Here is a 17,186-nt window from a genome sequence, read left to right as displayed (position 1 = left end):
ATATTTTTCTTCCGAAATATCGCCCACGAGCAATAAATACATTTATTGAGAACACTCAACCGCTGCGATCGCCTAAACTGAGAAATAACAGGCTGTTAAATGCGATCGCTTATGCCCACATTTATCCAAAATTGGCTGCTACCGTTCCTATTGATCCTCAGTAATGGTTTCTTGGGTTGGCTGATCAACCAACTGCCCGGTAAACAAGACTTAAAAATTGACGACCCTATCATCATCTTACTGACGGCAGTGTGTCTGTTGGCACTTTTTATCCTCGGTTTTATCTCAAGTCAGTCTCAGTCTAGTGCAACGCCTGCAAATCAAAATTCGCTTGTGGGCTTTTTACCCTTGCTGGGAGGTGGCATCCTGTTCGGACTCTTGAAGGCGAACTACGTACCCGCCGAATTCAACCCAGCAGTTTTTTATACATCTCTCGTTTTGTTTGGTTTGGGGACTGTGCTCCCGCCTGTACTGCTTTTACCGAGACAATGGCAGAACAGGTTGGTATGGTTTCCCCCAGGCTTGGGACTGGCGGTAATGTTTTATTTCCTACTCAGGGGTCAATGGACAGCAGGGTTTTTGGCTTTGGTTGTGACTGTAATTCTGACGTTATTTATCCATGCCATCAAGTTTCTCATCCCAGTTACTAACCAACTTACACCGAGGTTTAGGGCAAAGAGACAGGAAATTGCAGATATTTTTGCTGACTCGATTTGGAATAAATTTGAAGATTCAACCTCATCTTTTCAGCGGGAATATTACCAGGGTTTGACTTATATCTGTCGAGACTACCAAACACAGGGATTGGATAAAGACCGCACCCTGAACTTGCAAAAAGTATTTGTGCCACTCAAAATTGCTGCAACAGAGGCAGCAAATATAAGTCACCAAATGATTCAGCCACCAAAAGATGAAAGAAATAACTCAAATGAAATACAAATTTGGAATTTTTTAGCAGCGATAGATAAGCATCCGGCATTTCGACGCATGGCAGTATTGGGCGCAGCCGGTTCGGGAAAAACTACGCTTTTGAGACATTTAACGCTAACTTATGCGACAAAGCAACAGCAAAAAGTACATCGCAATGCACCGAAACTGATTCCAGTGTTGTTATATCTTCGAGATGTGCGTCAAGAAATTGTGAATAATCAACCGCCTCTGGCAGAGTTAATTACTCAACAGGTACAGCAGCAACGAGCAATTCAACCGCTGAATCCACCGCCTAACTGGTTCGCCGAAAAATTACGTCAAAACCAATGTTTGGTAATGCTAGATGGATTGGATGAAGTGGCAGATGAAACCCAGCGCCAGAAAGTAAGTCGTTGGGTAGACGAACAGATGCAGAACTACGCCGACACAGCTTTTATCTTAACTTCTCGACCTTCTGGTTATAAAGATGCGCGGTTGCAACAAGATGTGACCGTCTTAGCCGTGCAACCATTTAACCTGAAACAAATGGAACAATTTATTAGTGGCTGGTATTTGGAAACAGAAGTGATGAGTCGCGCTGGGTTAGATGATATCGGAGTGCAGGAAGAAGCGAAAAAACAGGCAGATGATTTAATTAAGCGGATTAAAAATAGCAAACCTCTGGCCGACATGGCGGTGAATCCTTTGTTGCTAACCATGATTGCCACAGTTCACCGTCGCGGTAGCGCCCTGCCGGGAAAACGAGTGGAACTTTACAAAGAAATTTGCCAGCTTTTACTAGAAAAGCGACAAAGAGCTAAAAATATTGCCGATGCGCTAACAGCCACGCAAAAGCAATCTGTTCTGCAAGTGCTGGCATTTGAATTAATGCAGCAGAAAACTCGTGAATTCAAACTATCCGATGGAATCAATCTGATTAAAAACAAACTGGCAGATGTAGCAGGTAGTGGGGCGAATCCAGAAGAATTTATCCAGCAAGTTCGGGATGTGAGTGGGTTGTTAGTGGAAAAAGAAGTAGGCGTTTATGAATTTGCTCACTTGAGTTTCCAGGAATATTTAGCAGCCGTTCAGATTAAGGAATCGAACCAAGAGAATTTATTAATCAGAAATATTAATCAATCTTGGTGGGCGGAAACTATCCGTCTTTATGCAGCGCAGAGTAATGCTAGCAATCTGATTCGTGCAGTCTTGGCGATGCCATCTCCATCTGTTAAGGAATTGGCACTCGCCTATGATTGCTTGGAAGAGGGGTTGAGTGTAAATCCAGATGTTCGGCAACAACTGGAACAAATTTTAGAACAAGGTTTGAACTCGACAGACCCAGAAATTGCCAAATTAGCAGCACAGGTACAGTTATCGAGACGATTGAAATAATGCTGTTACGAATTGATGAAAATGTCGAAATTGACATGAGTTACATCACCTGTGCGGAATATCAGCTTTTTATTGATGAGAAGTTGAAAGCGGGTGAATATCGCCAACCTGACCATTGGACAAGTTACAAATTTCCGCCAGGAGATGCCAAAAAACCTATTACTGGAGTAAGGTTCAGTGATGCGGAGGAGTTTTGTGAATGGTTAACTCAGCACCAATCTGCATTGCGATTTAAGTACAGACTGCCCACTTTAGCTGAAGTAGAGGAGTATCCAATTACAGAAAAACAAGTAGGATGCTGGTGTTTTAATGGAGAACAGCGAATCATTACAGGGATAGAAAACGAACAGAAGCAAACTTGGCAACAGAATTTAGCTGAGGTTTTGGTTCTCAACCGCGACCTGTACCACAATCTGTACCACAATCTGTACCGTGACCTGTACCACAATCTGTACCTCGCCCTGTACCGCGACCTCGACCTCGACCTGCATGACAACTTCGACCTGTACCTCGACGTCTACCTCTACCTGTACCCCCACCTATACCACGACCAGTACCTTGACCTGTACCGCGACCTGTACTGCGTCCTCAACCGCAACCTCGACTGCAACCTTGATCGTGTGCTCGACCGCGACCTCTACCATGACCTCAACCACGTACTTAATCGCGTCCTCAACCGTGTCCTCAACCGCGTCCTTGACCGCGACCTCTGCCGCATCCTCGACCGCGACCTCTACCGCGACCTCTACAGCGACCTCGAAGGCAAAATTAAAGCAATTGAAGCAGGCAAAGCTAGTGATTTCCTACTTTTATACTTCCCTCTGCTTCCTGTTATTGTTATCTATCATTTCTTGTCAGGAACTTATCAGGCCATCTCTCAAAATAAAGAGGCGCTCAATATCATTAAGTTAAGTCGTCAAGAAAGTGAAGCTGTTAGTCGTGAGTCTCTAAAGAATCTCAATAAAATCTACCAACTTTATGTTTACTTGGTATTACTAGATGAGCGGCAAGCGGGTCGGATGCCAGCATGGGAGAGTATTCGGATTGTCAGGGAAAGAGTTGAGTAGCAAATATAGCGCCTGGATAGTTTATGAGTTTTGTCAATTGGCAGGTTATGCTTAAATATAACAATCAATTGCCCTCCCGATTTCGCGCAGACAAGGCTGCCAATTATCTTAAGGTAACACTCACAGTCCGGCAGGGGTTTAAACCCCTGCCTCAAAGCTGAAGTCCTCGCTCAAGAGGACTAATAGATATCTCTCAAAAACAACTTGAAACTCAAGTCAAGCCTAAGCTAAAATCTAATTTATTGAGAAGTCTCATGAATTCTTCAGTCCTCTTTGAGAGGACTTTTGCTATTAGCCAGGGGTTTAAACCCCTGGCGGTATTTCGGGTGAAGCGATATTTCAGATTATGATATAATTAACAATGTAGATAAATAAACAACTTTATGATTCAAGAAACTGCTATTAGTAAAGCAATTACCAAATTGAGCGATCTCCGTACTAAATTCAATTTAACTCGCAGCAACAATCCCCTAGCATTTACCGAATGGCAGGGAGAATTACCAGAATTGACAGCAAGTGAAATAGCTTCTTTAGACAGACTAAAAAATCGCTATTTTTCCTATATAGAAGGAGATGAAATTTCTGAAGGCACAGTCAATATTATCATGCTACATCCTCTCCTCGATGTCATGGGTTTGTGCGATTTCCCATTTAGGATTAGAGGCGAACAATCTCTGAAAGTTGAAATTTTCCCAGAAGACGAAGATCGGGTTTTACAGGGGCGGATTGATGCTTTAGTCATTCAAAATCAATTTTGGATAGTGGTAATTGAAAGTAAAGAATATGGTTTCAGCGTTTCGCGGGCGATTCCGCAGACTCTAGCATACATGATGGGAAATCCTCGCCCGGAAAACTCTACTTTTGGGATGATAACTAACGGCGAAGAATATATTTTCTTGAAACTGCTGCGCGGGGAAATAAATCAATACGCGCTGTCAGATTTATTTAGCATTTCCAATAGTCGCAATAATGGATTAAATGAAGCTATGCGGGTTCTCAAGCAACTTGTTAGTTTGCCTGTACGGAGATAAATGGTAAGGTTAGTTCGTAGTGCGGACTTCAGTCCGCATAATTTTGCGGACTGAAGTCCGCACTACGAACCGTATTGTACAAGAGATTACTCTTGCCTAACATTATCGGGAACGCCCACCGCCGAAATACCCGATATCGCCTTTAAATTCTGACACCGAATCAATTCGTTAAAATCTAAATTGCGCTGTTCTATCTGCGCCAGAGATTCGATCGCCCCCAGTAGATGTCCCGCCGCCTCAGATTCACTGTAACCGCGCCTTCCCGCGACTCTAATCGCCGTTTCGTCAGCATCTAACTCTACTTGCGAACTGCGGTTGTCGCGCCAAATTCGAGTCATCGCCAGTCCAGTCAACCCACCGGCGATCGCAATTCCGATCGCATCTCCCTGTAACAACTCTACAACAGTGCCGAGAATTCCCGCCACAGCCGCACCTTGATAAATATCCGGCTTAAACCACTTGAAATTGCCCAGAAAGCTTACAGTACGCAATAGCAGTAAATCTCGCTGTGGCTTGGATAGCAGTCGCCACAGGTCAAAATTAATATAAATCGGGCGAGATTGATGCCAAGGTAAAGGAAAATCGCAATCAATTACCGTCGATTGTTGAGGCTTATTAATAATTTTACAAGTCATGCGGCCGGAGGCGGGCATCACATCTAACAGGCGGCGGATTTCTGGTTCGGGATTCATAGTTGAAGGAAGAAGGAAGAAGGAAGAAGGAAGAAGGAAGAGGGAATTGGTGCGATCAATTTCGCTTGTTACTTAGTCTAGATCCCCCTAAATCCCCCTTAAGAAGGGGGACTTTGAGAAGAATCTTGTCCCCTCCTTAGCAAGAGGGGCTTTGAGAAGAATCTTGTCCCCCCCTTCTTAAGGGGGGCTAGGGGGGATCTGGCCTCGGCGGTAAACAGCAGTCTCTGACTACTTTTGACCTTGATTAGATTCTAATAGGCATTGCCCTGTTCTTAATCCATAGCTGATTTAAGGCGTTTTCTTCGATTCAGATTTAGGAGATTCTTGAGCTTTCGGAGCAACTTTTTCACCCTTTGGTGAAGGCTTCGGATTGGCAATTGTTGGGGCAACTGACGGCTTCGGACTTGCGGCGGGGGATGATTCCGACTTCGGCGAAGCAGGAGCGCTAATCGGGGCAGCAGGCGGTGTCTGAGTGCCTAAAATGCTGGAGTCTCCGGTGTCAAACAATCCGGCGATGCAGGCAATCATCATTGTAGCTAAAGTGCCGACAAATAAGGCTTTCCAACCTAGTTCGGAAATGTCTTTGCGCCGAGAAGGAATTAGGGCGATTGTACCGCCGACAAATATGCCGACGGAGGCTAAGTGGGCGAAACCCGAAAGCGCGTAACTGACAATCAAGACTGTGCGAGAACTCACCAATCCTTTGCCAGCCAATTCTGCTAACATTCCATATGGTGGAATTGCTGTTAGATACAGCCTTTGTCCGATAATTTCTGAAGCTATCCAAGAGTCCTTCAAGGGAACTCCGGTTAACAAAGTCAGTGGGTAAAATAATATTCCTGAACCCTTTCGCAGGGTTTCGGCTCCCAAAATTTGATTTATTAACGAAACTAAACCCAAGATTAAAATCAAAACAGCAGCGATCGACACTGCCATTTTGACACCGTCTAAAGCGCCGATAATTGCTGCATCTAACGGGCTGACGCGCTCGATAGGTTCTCCGCCAACTGTCTCTTGTTTGGGGAGATCGCCGTCATTTATATCAACTTCTTCGCCCACCAATTCGCGCCCTTGAGGCTTCGGTTTTTCCTTCGGAATGCCTCCCATTGTCAAGGGAATTTCTGTTTCGGGAACTAAGATTTTTGAAAGGACGAAGCAAGCGGGAATTGCAATAATTGAGGCAGAAACTAAATGCCCTAAAATATTGGGGAAAACTGGCTTGAGGACGCTGACATAAATTGCTAAAGTTGAGGATGCAGCAGTTCCAAAACAGCAAGATAAAATGGCACAAAGTTCGGAACGAGTCATTTTTGCCAAATAAGGCTTGACCACGATTGCTGCTTCTATACCTACGAAGATATTAGCAGCTCCGCTGAGAGCTTCCGCGCCACTCAAGCGCATTGTCAAGTAAAATATTTTAGCAAAAAAATTCGTGATGATTTGAATGACGCCGATGTTCTCTAGCAGTGCCATTAATCCTGAGAAAAAGACGACTGTTGGTAAAGCCCGAAAGGCAAAAATATATCCTAAATTAACTGGCGGGTCTTGACCGGGTATTGGTACAATGTTTCTACCAAATACAAATCTGGCACCAGCGTCAGCAGCGGTGAATACTCCATCGAGCAAGCTGGTAAACCACTCCAAGGCGATGCGAGTTGGAGGGAACAGGAATACTAAAAATCCTAAGACTAATTGTAAGCCAATGCCCCAGATGATGACGCGCCAAGGTATATAGCGAACTTGGCGGTTTTCTGAGAAAATCCAGGCGATGCCGCATAAGCCAAAGATGCCCAGAAATGAGATAAAGTTGTAGATAGACATAAGCCTAGTCCTTGAAATAGCTGAGAATGCCGATCGACGGCTTGCACCACATCAGTTATACTATTCATCGGACGGCAAATGCCAAAAAAATAACTCGCAGATAAATTACGCACTCAACAGCGTATTTATGCCATTGCGAAATCTGCGGATGTTGAGGAATCCTTGATTTGCCGTATTACCAGCAGTTTAGATAGAAACACGCAACACATGGAAGCTTTTGCGACCCATCCTCCCGAATGGACTGCGGCGGCGGTTCACGCTACTGAGTTTTGCTGTCCCAAGTGCGCTGCTAAGTGCACGGATGCCCATGAGGTCTGGATTAATCGTCGATCGCCAGTATACACCGAGTCCAACCGCCGCAAGTGGCAAGAATTTTACCGCTGCCAGTGTGGCGCCGTCTGGTGGGCTTGGAGTAATGATAGGCCTCCTTCGGAACTTGTACGCAGCGATGAGAGCTCCGATGAGGGCTCCGATGATGATTTTTAAAGCTTGAGTCGATTTTAGGTTCTGAGAAGGGATATACAGCGGTTCCCAGAAAGATTCGCGGACGTTGTTGGGCTTCAGCCCCCTTAGTTTCAGAGGTTATACAAGCTGTAAGGTATACCTCATATTTTTGAGAAAGGCTATATGTCTAGAAAAATTGGATTTGCTTTGCTTTGGATTGCATTCAGCACCTACGCCTTTGTATTTGCCCCACCCGACAACCCCAACACCATAACACTAATTACCAACCTTTCCACAGGCAAAATAGCAGGCATCAATCCTTTAATTGTAGCTTTGTTTAATATCATGGGAGTCTGGCCGCTGATTTACAGTTGCGTCTTATTTGCAGATGGCAGAGGGCAGAAAATACGAGCATGGATTTTTGCAACTTTATCATTTGGCGTCGGTGCATTTGCCTTGCTCCCTTATTTAGCCCTGCGCGAACCGAATCCAGAATTTTCTGGGACTAAAAATATCTTCTTAAAAATATTAGACTCCCGTTTTACTGCGATTGTCCTAACATTAGGCGCTGCTGCCTTGGTTACTTTTGGCTTGACAAAAGGCGATTGGTCAGATTTTGTTGGGCAGTGGCAAACCAGCCGTTTTATCCACGTGATGAGTTTAGATTTTTGTCTGCTTAGCCTGCTATTTCCTGCTTTATTAACCGACGATATGGCGCGCCGAGGAATGCAAAATTCAATAGCATTTTGGGCAGTAACATTAGTGCCACTGTTCGGGCCATTGGCTTATCTGTGTACCCGCCCACCGCTGCCTGAAAATAATCCTAAAATTGTTACAAATTAGACAGCAATGCAGGAAATTCTCAGTTTAATCTAAGAACCAATCACAAGTACTCGTACAACAAACAGGCAAGATGCAATTTCAAAATCACTGAATTTTCTGGTGGGAGTTTGCTCCCAGCATTTTCCCAGAAAAAGTTATTGATAATACTAGGATATCCGAGAAAAAATCTCAACCATTATCTCCCACTCTCTAGGAAATGAAAAAACATCCCATCGTTGGCATCACAACTTACTGTCGCAGTCAAGCAGGCGAATATTGCCTCAACGGAGCATATATTGATGCAGTGCAGGCAGCAGGTGGTATTCCGATTTTACTGCCTCCCAATCAATTAGATCCGGCTAGTATTTTTGATGCCGTAGATGGTTTGATTTTTTCAGGCGGTGGAGATATCAATCCAGAACTTTATGGCGGTTTTGTCGATCGCACGGTTTACTCGGTTAACGCAGAACGCGACAATTTTGAGTTAAGCTTAGCTAAGCTAGCTTTAAAAGCTGACATACCCGTGTTGGGGATTTGTCGCGGAATGCAAGTCCTGAATGTAGCCAGCGGGGGCAATTTAGTGGTGCACGTACCGGATGCTTACGGAGATGAGGTGAATCACCGACAAGAAAACCCGATTTGTGCGATCGAGCATATCATTAAAATAGACCCCGACAGCCGGTTAGCAAAAATCATGGGAACCACCTCAACAAACGTTGTTTCCTGGCACCATCAAGCCGTACAAACAATGATTCCCGGCTGGCAAATTGTAGCACGAGCACCCGACGGATTAATAGAAGCGATCGAATACAAATATCACCCTTGGATGCTAGCAGTTCAGTGGCATCCAGAAATGTCGCCAAAAAGTCTCCCAAACTGCGGAATTTTTCGGGCTTTCGTCGAAGCAGCAGCTTCCAAGTTCGTGAACTATACTCAATCTGCATGAAAATTTTCAGCCATTGTTTGCATTTTTTTCGCACTCTCGCTTAGTGACTTCGTGGCGGTAGCGAAACATATCAGTTAACCGCATTTCTACCCACCAACCCAACAGCAAATCGACAATCGGGCCGCCCGGTATCGAAAATGCGATCGCATCCGTCAATCGAGTACAGTTATTTTCTGTAGTAAACTCGTGTCGGTGAGTCCAACCTGCCATCGGCCCCTCAGTTTGTTCGTCAACAAACAAGCAATATTGTTCGCATTCAGTGTGAGTCGCCACCCATTTTACTGGAATCGGCCCCAATAATAACCGAAATTCTGACACAGCACCCACATCGAGTCCCCCTTCGCGGCGGATGATTTTCACCGGTTGCCAAGGCGGAGTCAGCATTTGTAGAATATCCGGCCTTTCGTAAAAGTTCCAGACTGTTTCAACGGTAGCGTTTATCAGGGACGAATATCTAAAATTTGGCATTATAAGAAGAAAGAAGAAGGTAACTAAATTATCACGAATAACTCACTACTAACTATTATAGCGGATCTAGCTCTCATATGAGGTACGTTTTTGACTTGCGGTTGAAGGTGAAAATACAAGGCTCAGACATTACTTGGCACGGCTAAAAAGAAAAACTCTTTGTTATTCTAAGTCATCACAAATGCTAGGATATTCAATTAAATTACTAATTCATTATCTGAAATTTGGAGATGTTCCAATTCCCAATCAAAATAAGAGAAATCATTTTCGACCCCAATCTCAATATTTTTTCTTCTCTCATACCCTGATTCAGCAACGCCACACCCGCAGCAGAACCCCTCCCCGTTCAATTCAGGGAAAGCAGCCTGACTCACTGACTTCAAGCACCCGATAAAGAAGCGACGGTCGGGTTTACCGTTGATATGTCCGTCAAAGAGCTTTCGCGGGACGCGAACTTTCCGTTTGCGACGATCGCAGTCTGCTACTTACCGAGCCAAAAAGTATAAATTAATACCCTAAATTTTTTTAAAAAGATATGTGTAACAGGAAATAAAAATTAATAAAATTTTAAAGATCGAAAGTTTTTTTTAGCGCAAATTCAAGTAATCTATATCTTGAGGTTCAGAACCAGCCAGACCTAACTATTTTTAGCTTAAATGGCCGATTTAACCCAAATCCCAGGAATTCAAAGCCTTTGGGAAAAAACCTCTGGTGATTCTCAAATTTGTGTAGCGGTACTTGACGGCTTAGTAGACCGGACTCACCCTTGTTTTGCCGGATCTGACCTGAAACGGCTGCCGACATTAGTCCAGGAAGAAGTCTGCGTTACCGGTGCGATGTCTTTGCACGGTACTCACGTTGCCAGCACAATCTTCGGGCAGCACGGCTCGGAGATACCGGGAATTGCCCCTAGGTGTCAATGCTGGCGATCGCATTACATTATTAACATCAGCGGCGGTCAACTGACGGAAATAGGCGAAGCCGAAGGCTGGCTGGAAAGTGCCGTGCAACTGTGCAGCGACAACAATGTGTTAATTGTTGCTGCGGCAGGGAACGACGGCTGCAATTGCTTGCACGTCCCCGCTTCGCTACCTGCCGTCTTGGCAGTGGGAGCAACGGACGATCTCGGTCGGCCTCTAAACTTCAGCAACTGGGGAGAAACCTACAGCAATCAGGGTATTCTCGCCCCAGGAGGAACTTAGATGTATTTTACGCTCTCTCTCTAATTTTTTGCGCTAAAATAATTTATTTGACTATTAATAAAATTAATAGTTGACTTTTTCGCGCCCGAGCTATATAATTTAATATTTTCATTCACACTTTTAGAATAGCTAAAATTCGATGATGAAACAGCCCCGCCCTCTGAAATATGATTTTTATAAATTTTACTTGACAGATTTCAAATGTTACTGTACTGTTGTAGAGGTATAGAAACACCAGTCAAACGGTAATATACATCTCAAAAACTTGATAGTCGGATCAAATAAACTTGTGACTAAGATTCTCAGAGTCCATATATTTGGTCGTAAAATCAGTGATACCGGGTACAAATAAATCTAAAATCCTTATCCTGCTTAGGCTTATCTATTTTAGACTTATCTGTTATTTAGGGAGATGTCTATTAAGTTTTACTCTTGGTAATCCTCAAATATCAGGGTTTTGATAATGATGGGTTAACCATTTTCTTCCCCAATTATCCGATGCCTTGCACAACTACCTGATTCTTTTAAGACAATAGTCCGGGCTGTTTTTAAATAGCAGAATGGCTTTTTTCCTAGAACTTTGAGCCATTATGAATAATTAAACTTATTTAATTTTTGTCCCTGACTTGTAATTGATTCAAAAATTTTATGCTCCTTGCCTTGTCAAACTTGCACGCTCGTTCCCCTAACTGTTCCGAGTCTTGTTAAATGCTAGATAGATTAAGCACCATATCCCAGGGAAATAATAGTATTTGTATTGCCGTTTTGGATGGTCCTGTCGATCGGAATCATCCTTGTTTCCAAGGTGCAGATTTAACTTATTTGCCCACCTTAGTTAAAGGGGAAGCTCAAACTAATGGCAATATGTCCATTCACGGAACTCACGTTGCCAGCATTATTTTTGGGCAACCGGGTAGTTCGGTGGAGGGAATAGCTCCCCGATGCAAGGGAATAATAGTGCCGATCTTTGCCGACGATCGCCTCAAAACTTCCCAGCTAGATTTAGCTCGGGGAATCGAGCAAGCTGTCAATGCAGGAGCACACGTTATTAACCTCAGTGGGGGTCAACTGACCGACTTTGGCGAAGCCGATGGGTGGCTGAAAAATGCCGTTCGTCTGTGCCGAGAGAACAACGTCTTGCTCGTGGCTGCGGCTGGCAACAATAGTTGCGATTGCTTGCACGTACCCGCGGCCTTGCCCTCTGTGCTAGCGGTCGGGGCGATGGATGCCCATGGCAAACCCCTGGGATTTAGCAACTGGGGCGAAGCCTACAAAGACCAAGGCATCCTTGCCCCAGGTGAGGATATTTTGGGGGCCAAACCCGGTGGTGGTACCGACCGTCTCAGCGGTACGAGCTTCGCCAGTCCGATTGTCTCAGGTGTAGCAGCCGTGCTGCTGAGTCTTCAGCGGGAGCGGGGAGAAACCCCCGATCCACACAAAGTTCGTCAAATACTGTTGCAGAGTGCTTTACCCTGTGACCCTGACTTGCCAGAAGAAACCCGTCGGTGTCTGGCGGGCAGACTGAACATCCCTGGAGCAATAACGTTACTAAAAGGAGGAAACATGGCTGAGGAATTTACATCAGTGAATGCATCAGAAATAGAAGCTGCCGGCTGCGGTTGTGATGGCAGCCTAAGCAATACGGGTGAAGCGATCGCCACAACGCAAGGGCAATCGCCTCAAACCTCGGTTGCAACAGCAGCCACTGCGACCGCTGGGGCTGTCCCCAGCAACACGCCAAACTTGCAAGATTTGATTCAATCGTTTCCCACTGCTACAACTACTCAACCAATGATGCCCAACTTAACTGCTAATTCCGTCACCGCCAGCCAAGCCCCCAGCGAAGTCGCTGACATGGGTCAGCTTGTCTATGCCCTAGGAACCCTCGGCTACGACTTCGGAACCGAAGCTCGTCGGGACTCGTTCAAACAACTGATGCCCCCTTTTAACTTTGGGACAACAATGGTTCCGGCGAATCCCTACGATGCCCGTCAGATGGTGGACTACCTGGACGCCAATATTTCTGAGTCGCGCTCGCTTATTTGGACGATTAATATTGAACTGACTCCGGTCTATGCGATCGACCCCAGCGGTCCGTTTGCCGCCGAGTCCTACCGGGCTCTCCACGAACTGCTATCGGGTCAAATTCAACCTGAAAGCGATGCCGAATACGTCGAGCGCGTCAGCATACCGGGCATATTGACCGGGCGTAAAGTCAAACTATTCTCCGGTCAAGTTATTCCGGTAATTGAACCCCAAAGCACCCGCGGCATCTACGGCTGGAAAGTCAACAACTTGGTCGCTGCCGCGATGAGCGCAGTACAAGGGGAAGACGGCACTGCTGACGAAGACCGCATCCGCAAAACCTTAGATGGCTTCCTCAACCGCATCTACTACGACCTCCGCAACTTGGGAACCACCTCCCAAGACCGCGCCCTCAATTTCTCCGTTACCAACGCCTTCCAAGCGGCCCAAACCTTCAGCGAAGCGGTTGCTGTTGGCATGGAACTCGACAGCGTTACTGTTGAGAAAAGTCCCTTCTGTCGCATGGATAGCGACTGCTGGGATGTGAAATTGAAATTCTTCGACCCTGAAAACAGCCGCCGTGCTAAGAAGATTTTCCGCTTCACCATTGATGTGAGCGATCTGATTCCTGTTACTTTGGGCGAAGTTCGTTCTTGGTCTTCACCGTACTAAAAGGCGACATAATTTGAGTGAGAGTGCAATCACAAAAAGCACTCTCGCCAAGATAGTTAAATTTGTTCACCCTATCAATACGGATAATCCTCAACCATGCGACTTCCTCTATTGTCTCCCCCAGTCAAACGCCCCCATTTCATCCAGCCTGCGCTGTGCGTAGATGTGGAAAATGGTAATCCCGATGATTTGGTGCATATTCGGATGGATCTGCTTCATGGTGCTAACTATAACGATCCTTCAGCCTATGCCAACCGCAGTTTCAACCAAGTGATGCACTCTAGTGCCAGCCAGAGTGCAGCCAGCCAGGGCTGGGGTGGCTTTGGGGGCATGGGACGATTCTATTAACGAGCCACTAAAGGCGAACTTACACTCTTTTACAACTTTTTTGGCTCTCAAGTTGACACCCTTTTGGTTGATGGTGAGCCAGTGACCGAACTCGTCGGGGTCGGGTCAGGCAAGCCAACCAAAACCCAGATTCCCTTGCCAGCTTTGGGCGCCGGGAAACATATCTTGACCCTGACCACCGCTGTTGGGAGAGGAGATGGCGCACACCGGATCGACTACCTCAAGCTAGAGGGAGTTGTGGCTTCCCGGCAACCGCAAATCCTCCCCTCACCCCAAACATTTAAAGAAACTAAGGAAACTAAAGAAACTATGGCTAATGAGAAAAAGGAAACGGCTAAGGAGAAAACAGAAGTAGCACCCTCGCAAGTCTCCTCCACCCCAGAACAGAAAAAGTCTTACGTGCCCACTTCCCAGACAGGGCTGCAAGATTATGCCTACTGGTGCGACTACGCCAAGAAGCAAGCCAAGAAGTCAGAAAAAAACCCTAAACCCTTCCGCCGGGGCCGCATCTGGACCTAATCCCTAGCCTGTCTTGTTATCATCGTCCACTTAATGACTGACTGTTCGCTCTATGCAATCCACCACACTGCTCCAAATTAAGCCCCACTTTCATGTCGAGGCGATCGAGCCAAACCAAGTCTACCTCCTTGGCGAACAGAGCAACCACGCCCTCACCGGGCAACTCTACTGCCAAATCGTGCCTCTGCTGGACGGGCAACACACCCTAGCGCAGATTGTGGAAAAATTCGATGGAGAAGTCCCCCCGGAACACATCGAATACGTACTCGATCGCCTCGCAGAAAGGGGCTATCTAACCGAGGTAGCCCCGGAACTATCCCCGGAAGTGGCGGCATTTTGGAGCGAGTTAGGGATTGCACCCTCCGTGGCCCTGCAAGCGTTACAGCAGCCAGTGAATTTGACAAAGGTGGGCGAGAACATCAGTGAAGTCGCTGTTGCTGCCCTCGCCACAGCCCTGCAGGACATGGGCATTTCGGTGCAAAACCCCACGGATGCGGATTCTCCAGCGGCGCTCAACATCGTTTTGACTGATGACTATTTGCAGCCAGAACTATCTGCCATCAACAAGCAGGCTTTGGAGAGTCAACAAAATTGGCTACTTGTCAAGCCGGTGGGCAGTGTCCTGTGGTTAGGACCGGTGTTTGTTCCTGGAAAGACGGGGTGTTGGGGCTGTCTGGCTCATCGGTTGCGGGGAAACCGGGAAGTTGAGGCATCAGTGTTGGTGCAAAAACAAGCCCAACACCAGCGCAACGGTCAGAACGGGCGTGTGATGGGATACCTGCCCACGGCACGGGCGACACTGCCTTCGACCCTGCAAACGGGGTTACAGTTTGCAGCCACTGAGATTGCCAAGTGGATTGTTAAGTACCACGCCAATACCACCGCACCGGGAACGGCTCGCTTCCCGACATTGGATGGCAAGATTATCACCTTCAACCAGACGATTCTGGACTTGAAAACCCATATCTCGATCAAGCGGCCGCAATGTCCAACCTGTGGTGACTCGGAAATATTGCAACGGCGAGGGTTTGAACCGCTGAAGTTGGAGTCGCGCCCCAAGCACTTCACCTCAGATGGCGGTCATCGTGGAACTACCCCAGAACAAACGGTGCAGAAATACCAGCACTTGATTAGTCCCATAACGGGAGTGGTGACGGAACTGGTGCGGATCTCTGACCCGACTAACCCGTTGGTACATACCTACAAGGCGGGGCATAGCTTTGGTAGCTCCACCTCCCTGCGGGGTCTACGGAATACCCTGAAACACAAGAGTTCTGGTAAAGGCAAGACCGACAGCCAATCGCGGGCAAGTGGTTTGTGCGAAGCAGTGGAACGCTATTCGGGTATCTTTCAGGGGGATGAACCCCGTAAACGGGCAACCCTGGCGGAACTAGGAGATTTGGCAATTCATCCAGAGCAGTGCTTGCACTTTAGCGACGAGCAGTATGCCAATCGGGAAGCCTTGAACGCTCAGGGTTCATCGGCTGCCTATCGCTGGATTCCCCATCGGTTTGATGCCAGTCAAGCCATTGACTGGACACCGGTATGGTCGTTGACCGAGCAGATGCAGAAATATCTACCCACTACCTTTTGTTACTACAACTATCCGATGCCAGATGCTTCTCGCTTCTGTAAGGCCGATTCCAACGGTAACGCAGCAGGCAATACCCTGGAAGAAGCAATCTTGCAAGGGTTCTTTGAACTGGTGGAGCGGGATAGTGTAGCAATGTGGTGGTACAACCGCCTCAGTCGTCCTGGGGTGGATCTGGGCAGCTTCGATGAACCATATTTTGCCAAATTGCAGCAGTTTTACCGAGAACTGAACCGGGAACTCTGGGTGATTGATTTAACCGCTGACTTTGGGATTCCGGCGTTTGCGGGGCTATCGCGTCGCACGGCAGGCAGTTCAGAGCGGATATCTGTTGGTTTCGGAGCGCACCTTGACCCGACAATTGCCATTCTTCGCGCTCTCACTGAGGTCAGCCAAGTCGGGCTGGAACTGGATAAAATTCCAGACGATCGGCTCAACGGCGAGTCAAAGGACTGGATGCTGGGAGTAACTTTAGAGACTCATCCTTGTTTAGCTCCAGATGCCTCGCAGCCGATGAAAACTGCGAATGATTACCCAAAGCGCTGGAGCGATGACATTCATGTAGATGTGATGACCTGTGTGGAGATTGCAAAAGCGGTAGGGCTAGAAACGTTGGTACTAGACCAGACGCGACCAGACATTGGCTTGAACGTGGTCAAGGTGATTATACCGGGAATGCGAGGTTTATGGTCGCGGTTAGGACCAGGGCGAATCTACGATGTGCCGGTGAAGCTGGGGTGGCGAACCGTACCCTCGGCTGAGGCAGAGATGAACCCTATCAATATACCGTTTTAAGTCTTTTAAAAGTTTGCGGACGACGGGCTTCGCTACATACCAGATGTCGTCCTAATAAGCTTCTTTCCAAGGAAGAAGAGGATTGGCCCACCTCAACGGGTCAACAAACCAAACAACAAATTGAGGAAATTACTCATGGATAAGAAGAACATTCTGCCCCAAACTGGCAAACCCGTGATGCGGAGCACCACTGGTAAACTCCCCAGCTACTTGGCTGAACTCTCTGAGGAAGCTCTCGGTGGTAATGGTGTGGGTGCATCTACCACTGTATCTGTCTGCGCTTACGATGGTGCGGAAGCATCTGTGACTCAGTGTATCTGTGCTTACGATGGTGCGGAAGCATCTGTGACTCATTGTATCTGTGCTTACGATGGTGCGGAAGCATCTGTGACTCATTGTATCTGTGCTTACGATGGTGCGGAAGCATCTGTGACTCATT

Annotated in this window: 14 protein-coding genes and 2 pseudogenes; 13 read left to right on the top strand and 3 right to left on the bottom strand. The window is 46.8% G+C overall.

Going from position 1 to position 17,186, the window contains the following annotated elements; translation table 11 throughout:
* The first annotated feature begins 99 nt into the window (after window positions 1-99).
* The 3 genes from QZ918_RS22870 (at window position 100) to QZ918_RS22860 (ending at window position 4,402) form a co-directional block, all read left to right on the top strand.
* Window positions 100-2,304, top strand: coding sequence for an NACHT domain-containing protein (locus QZ918_RS22870; RefSeq protein WP_293338637.1), 2,205 nt, complete (start codon window positions 100-102; stop codon window positions 2,302-2,304).
* Complete coding sequence (locus QZ918_RS22865; protein ID WP_293338635.1) at window positions 2,304-3,371, top strand: SUMF1/EgtB/PvdO family nonheme iron enzyme; 1,068 nt, start codon at window positions 2,304-2,306, stop codon at window positions 3,369-3,371. The genes QZ918_RS22870 and QZ918_RS22865 overlap by 1 nt, the downstream gene beginning before the upstream one ends.
* A 383-nt stretch (window positions 3,372-3,754) precedes the next feature.
* Complete coding sequence (locus QZ918_RS22860; protein ID WP_293338633.1) at window positions 3,755-4,402, top strand: type I restriction endonuclease; 648 nt, start codon at window positions 3,755-3,757, stop codon at window positions 4,400-4,402.
* Between the two features lie 86 nt (window positions 4,403-4,488).
* Here the strand turns inward: QZ918_RS22860 and QZ918_RS22855 are convergent, their stop codons facing one another.
* Window positions 4,489-5,094 (bottom strand): DUF3318 domain-containing protein, encoded by a 606-nt coding sequence (locus QZ918_RS22855; protein WP_293338631.1) that lies wholly within the window; start codon window positions 5,092-5,094, stop codon window positions 4,489-4,491.
* Between the two features lie 288 nt (window positions 5,095-5,382).
* A complete protein-coding gene (locus QZ918_RS22850; protein WP_293338629.1) occupies window positions 5,383-6,915 on the bottom strand; it encodes a NupC/NupG family nucleoside CNT transporter in 1,533 nt (510 codons plus the stop codon).
* A gap of 207 nt (window positions 6,916-7,122) precedes the next feature.
* Here QZ918_RS22850 and QZ918_RS22845 point away from each other — a divergent pair, with 207 nt between their 5' ends.
* The 3 genes from QZ918_RS22845 to QZ918_RS22835 all read left to right on the top strand — a co-directional run bounded on the left by QZ918_RS22845 (window position 7,123) and on the right by QZ918_RS22835 (window position 9,127).
* On the top strand, window positions 7,123-7,401 hold the full coding sequence (locus QZ918_RS22845; protein ID WP_293338627.1) for a hypothetical protein: 279 nt from the start codon (window positions 7,123-7,125) through the stop codon (window positions 7,399-7,401).
* Window positions 7,402-7,542: 141 nt separating this feature from the next.
* A complete protein-coding gene (locus QZ918_RS22840) occupies window positions 7,543-8,202 on the top strand; it encodes a DUF2834 domain-containing protein (RefSeq protein ID WP_293338625.1) in 660 nt (219 codons plus the stop codon).
* 196 nt (window positions 8,203-8,398) lie between these two features.
* On the top strand, window positions 8,399-9,127 hold the full coding sequence (locus QZ918_RS22835) for a gamma-glutamyl-gamma-aminobutyrate hydrolase family protein (protein WP_293338623.1): 729 nt from the start codon (window positions 8,399-8,401) through the stop codon (window positions 9,125-9,127).
* Window positions 9,128-9,133: 6 nt separating this feature from the next.
* On the opposite strand, the gene QZ918_RS22830 is transcribed toward QZ918_RS22835, so the two are convergent.
* Window positions 9,134-9,595 carry an SRPBCC family protein gene (locus tag QZ918_RS22830; protein ID WP_293338621.1) on the bottom strand — a complete coding sequence of 154 codons (462 nt, stop codon included), beginning with the start codon at window positions 9,593-9,595 and terminating at the stop codon, window positions 9,134-9,136.
* A gap of 100 nt (window positions 9,596-9,695) precedes the next feature.
* Here QZ918_RS22830 and QZ918_RS22825 point away from each other — a divergent pair.
* The 7 genes and pseudogenes from QZ918_RS22825 to QZ918_RS33300 form a co-directional block, all read left to right on the top strand.
* Window positions 9,696-9,830 (top strand): annotated as a pseudogene (locus QZ918_RS22825) (IS1 family transposase); the annotation flags it as partial.
* A gap of 421 nt (window positions 9,831-10,251) precedes the next feature.
* Window positions 10,252-10,788, top strand: a pseudogene (locus tag QZ918_RS22820) (S8 family serine peptidase); the annotation flags it as partial.
* A gap of 717 nt (window positions 10,789-11,505) precedes the next feature.
* On the top strand, window positions 11,506-13,494 hold the full coding sequence (locus QZ918_RS22815; RefSeq protein WP_293338619.1) for a S8 family peptidase: 1,989 nt from the start codon (window positions 11,506-11,508) through the stop codon (window positions 13,492-13,494).
* Window positions 13,495-13,590: 96 nt separating this feature from the next.
* Window positions 13,591-13,842, top strand: coding sequence for a cyanobactin biosynthesis system PatB/AcyB/McaB family protein (locus QZ918_RS22810; RefSeq protein WP_293190745.1), 252 nt, complete (start codon window positions 13,591-13,593; stop codon window positions 13,840-13,842).
* 165 nt (window positions 13,843-14,007) lie between these two features.
* On the top strand, window positions 14,008-14,361 hold the full coding sequence (locus QZ918_RS22805) for a cyanobactin biosynthesis PatC/TenC/TruC family protein (RefSeq protein WP_293338617.1): 354 nt from the start codon (window positions 14,008-14,010) through the stop codon (window positions 14,359-14,361).
* Window positions 14,362-14,413: 52 nt separating this feature from the next.
* A complete protein-coding gene (locus QZ918_RS22800; RefSeq protein WP_293338615.1) occupies window positions 14,414-16,747 on the top strand; it encodes a TOMM precursor leader peptide-binding protein in 2,334 nt (777 codons plus the stop codon).
* A gap of 135 nt (window positions 16,748-16,882) precedes the next feature.
* A partial coding sequence (locus QZ918_RS33300) for a microcyclamide/patellamide family RiPP (RefSeq protein ID WP_293338613.1) occupies window positions 16,883-17,186 on the top strand: 304 nt, incomplete at its 3' end.

Origin of the sequence: Microcoleus sp. CAWBG58 (assembly GCF_020883045.1) — a bacterium.
In the GTDB taxonomy this organism is placed as follows: Bacteria; Cyanobacteriota; Cyanobacteriia; order Cyanobacteriales; family Microcoleaceae; genus Microcoleus.
Note: the sequence above shows the minus strand (reverse complement) of the source record. Positions and strands in the feature narration are given on the sequence as shown.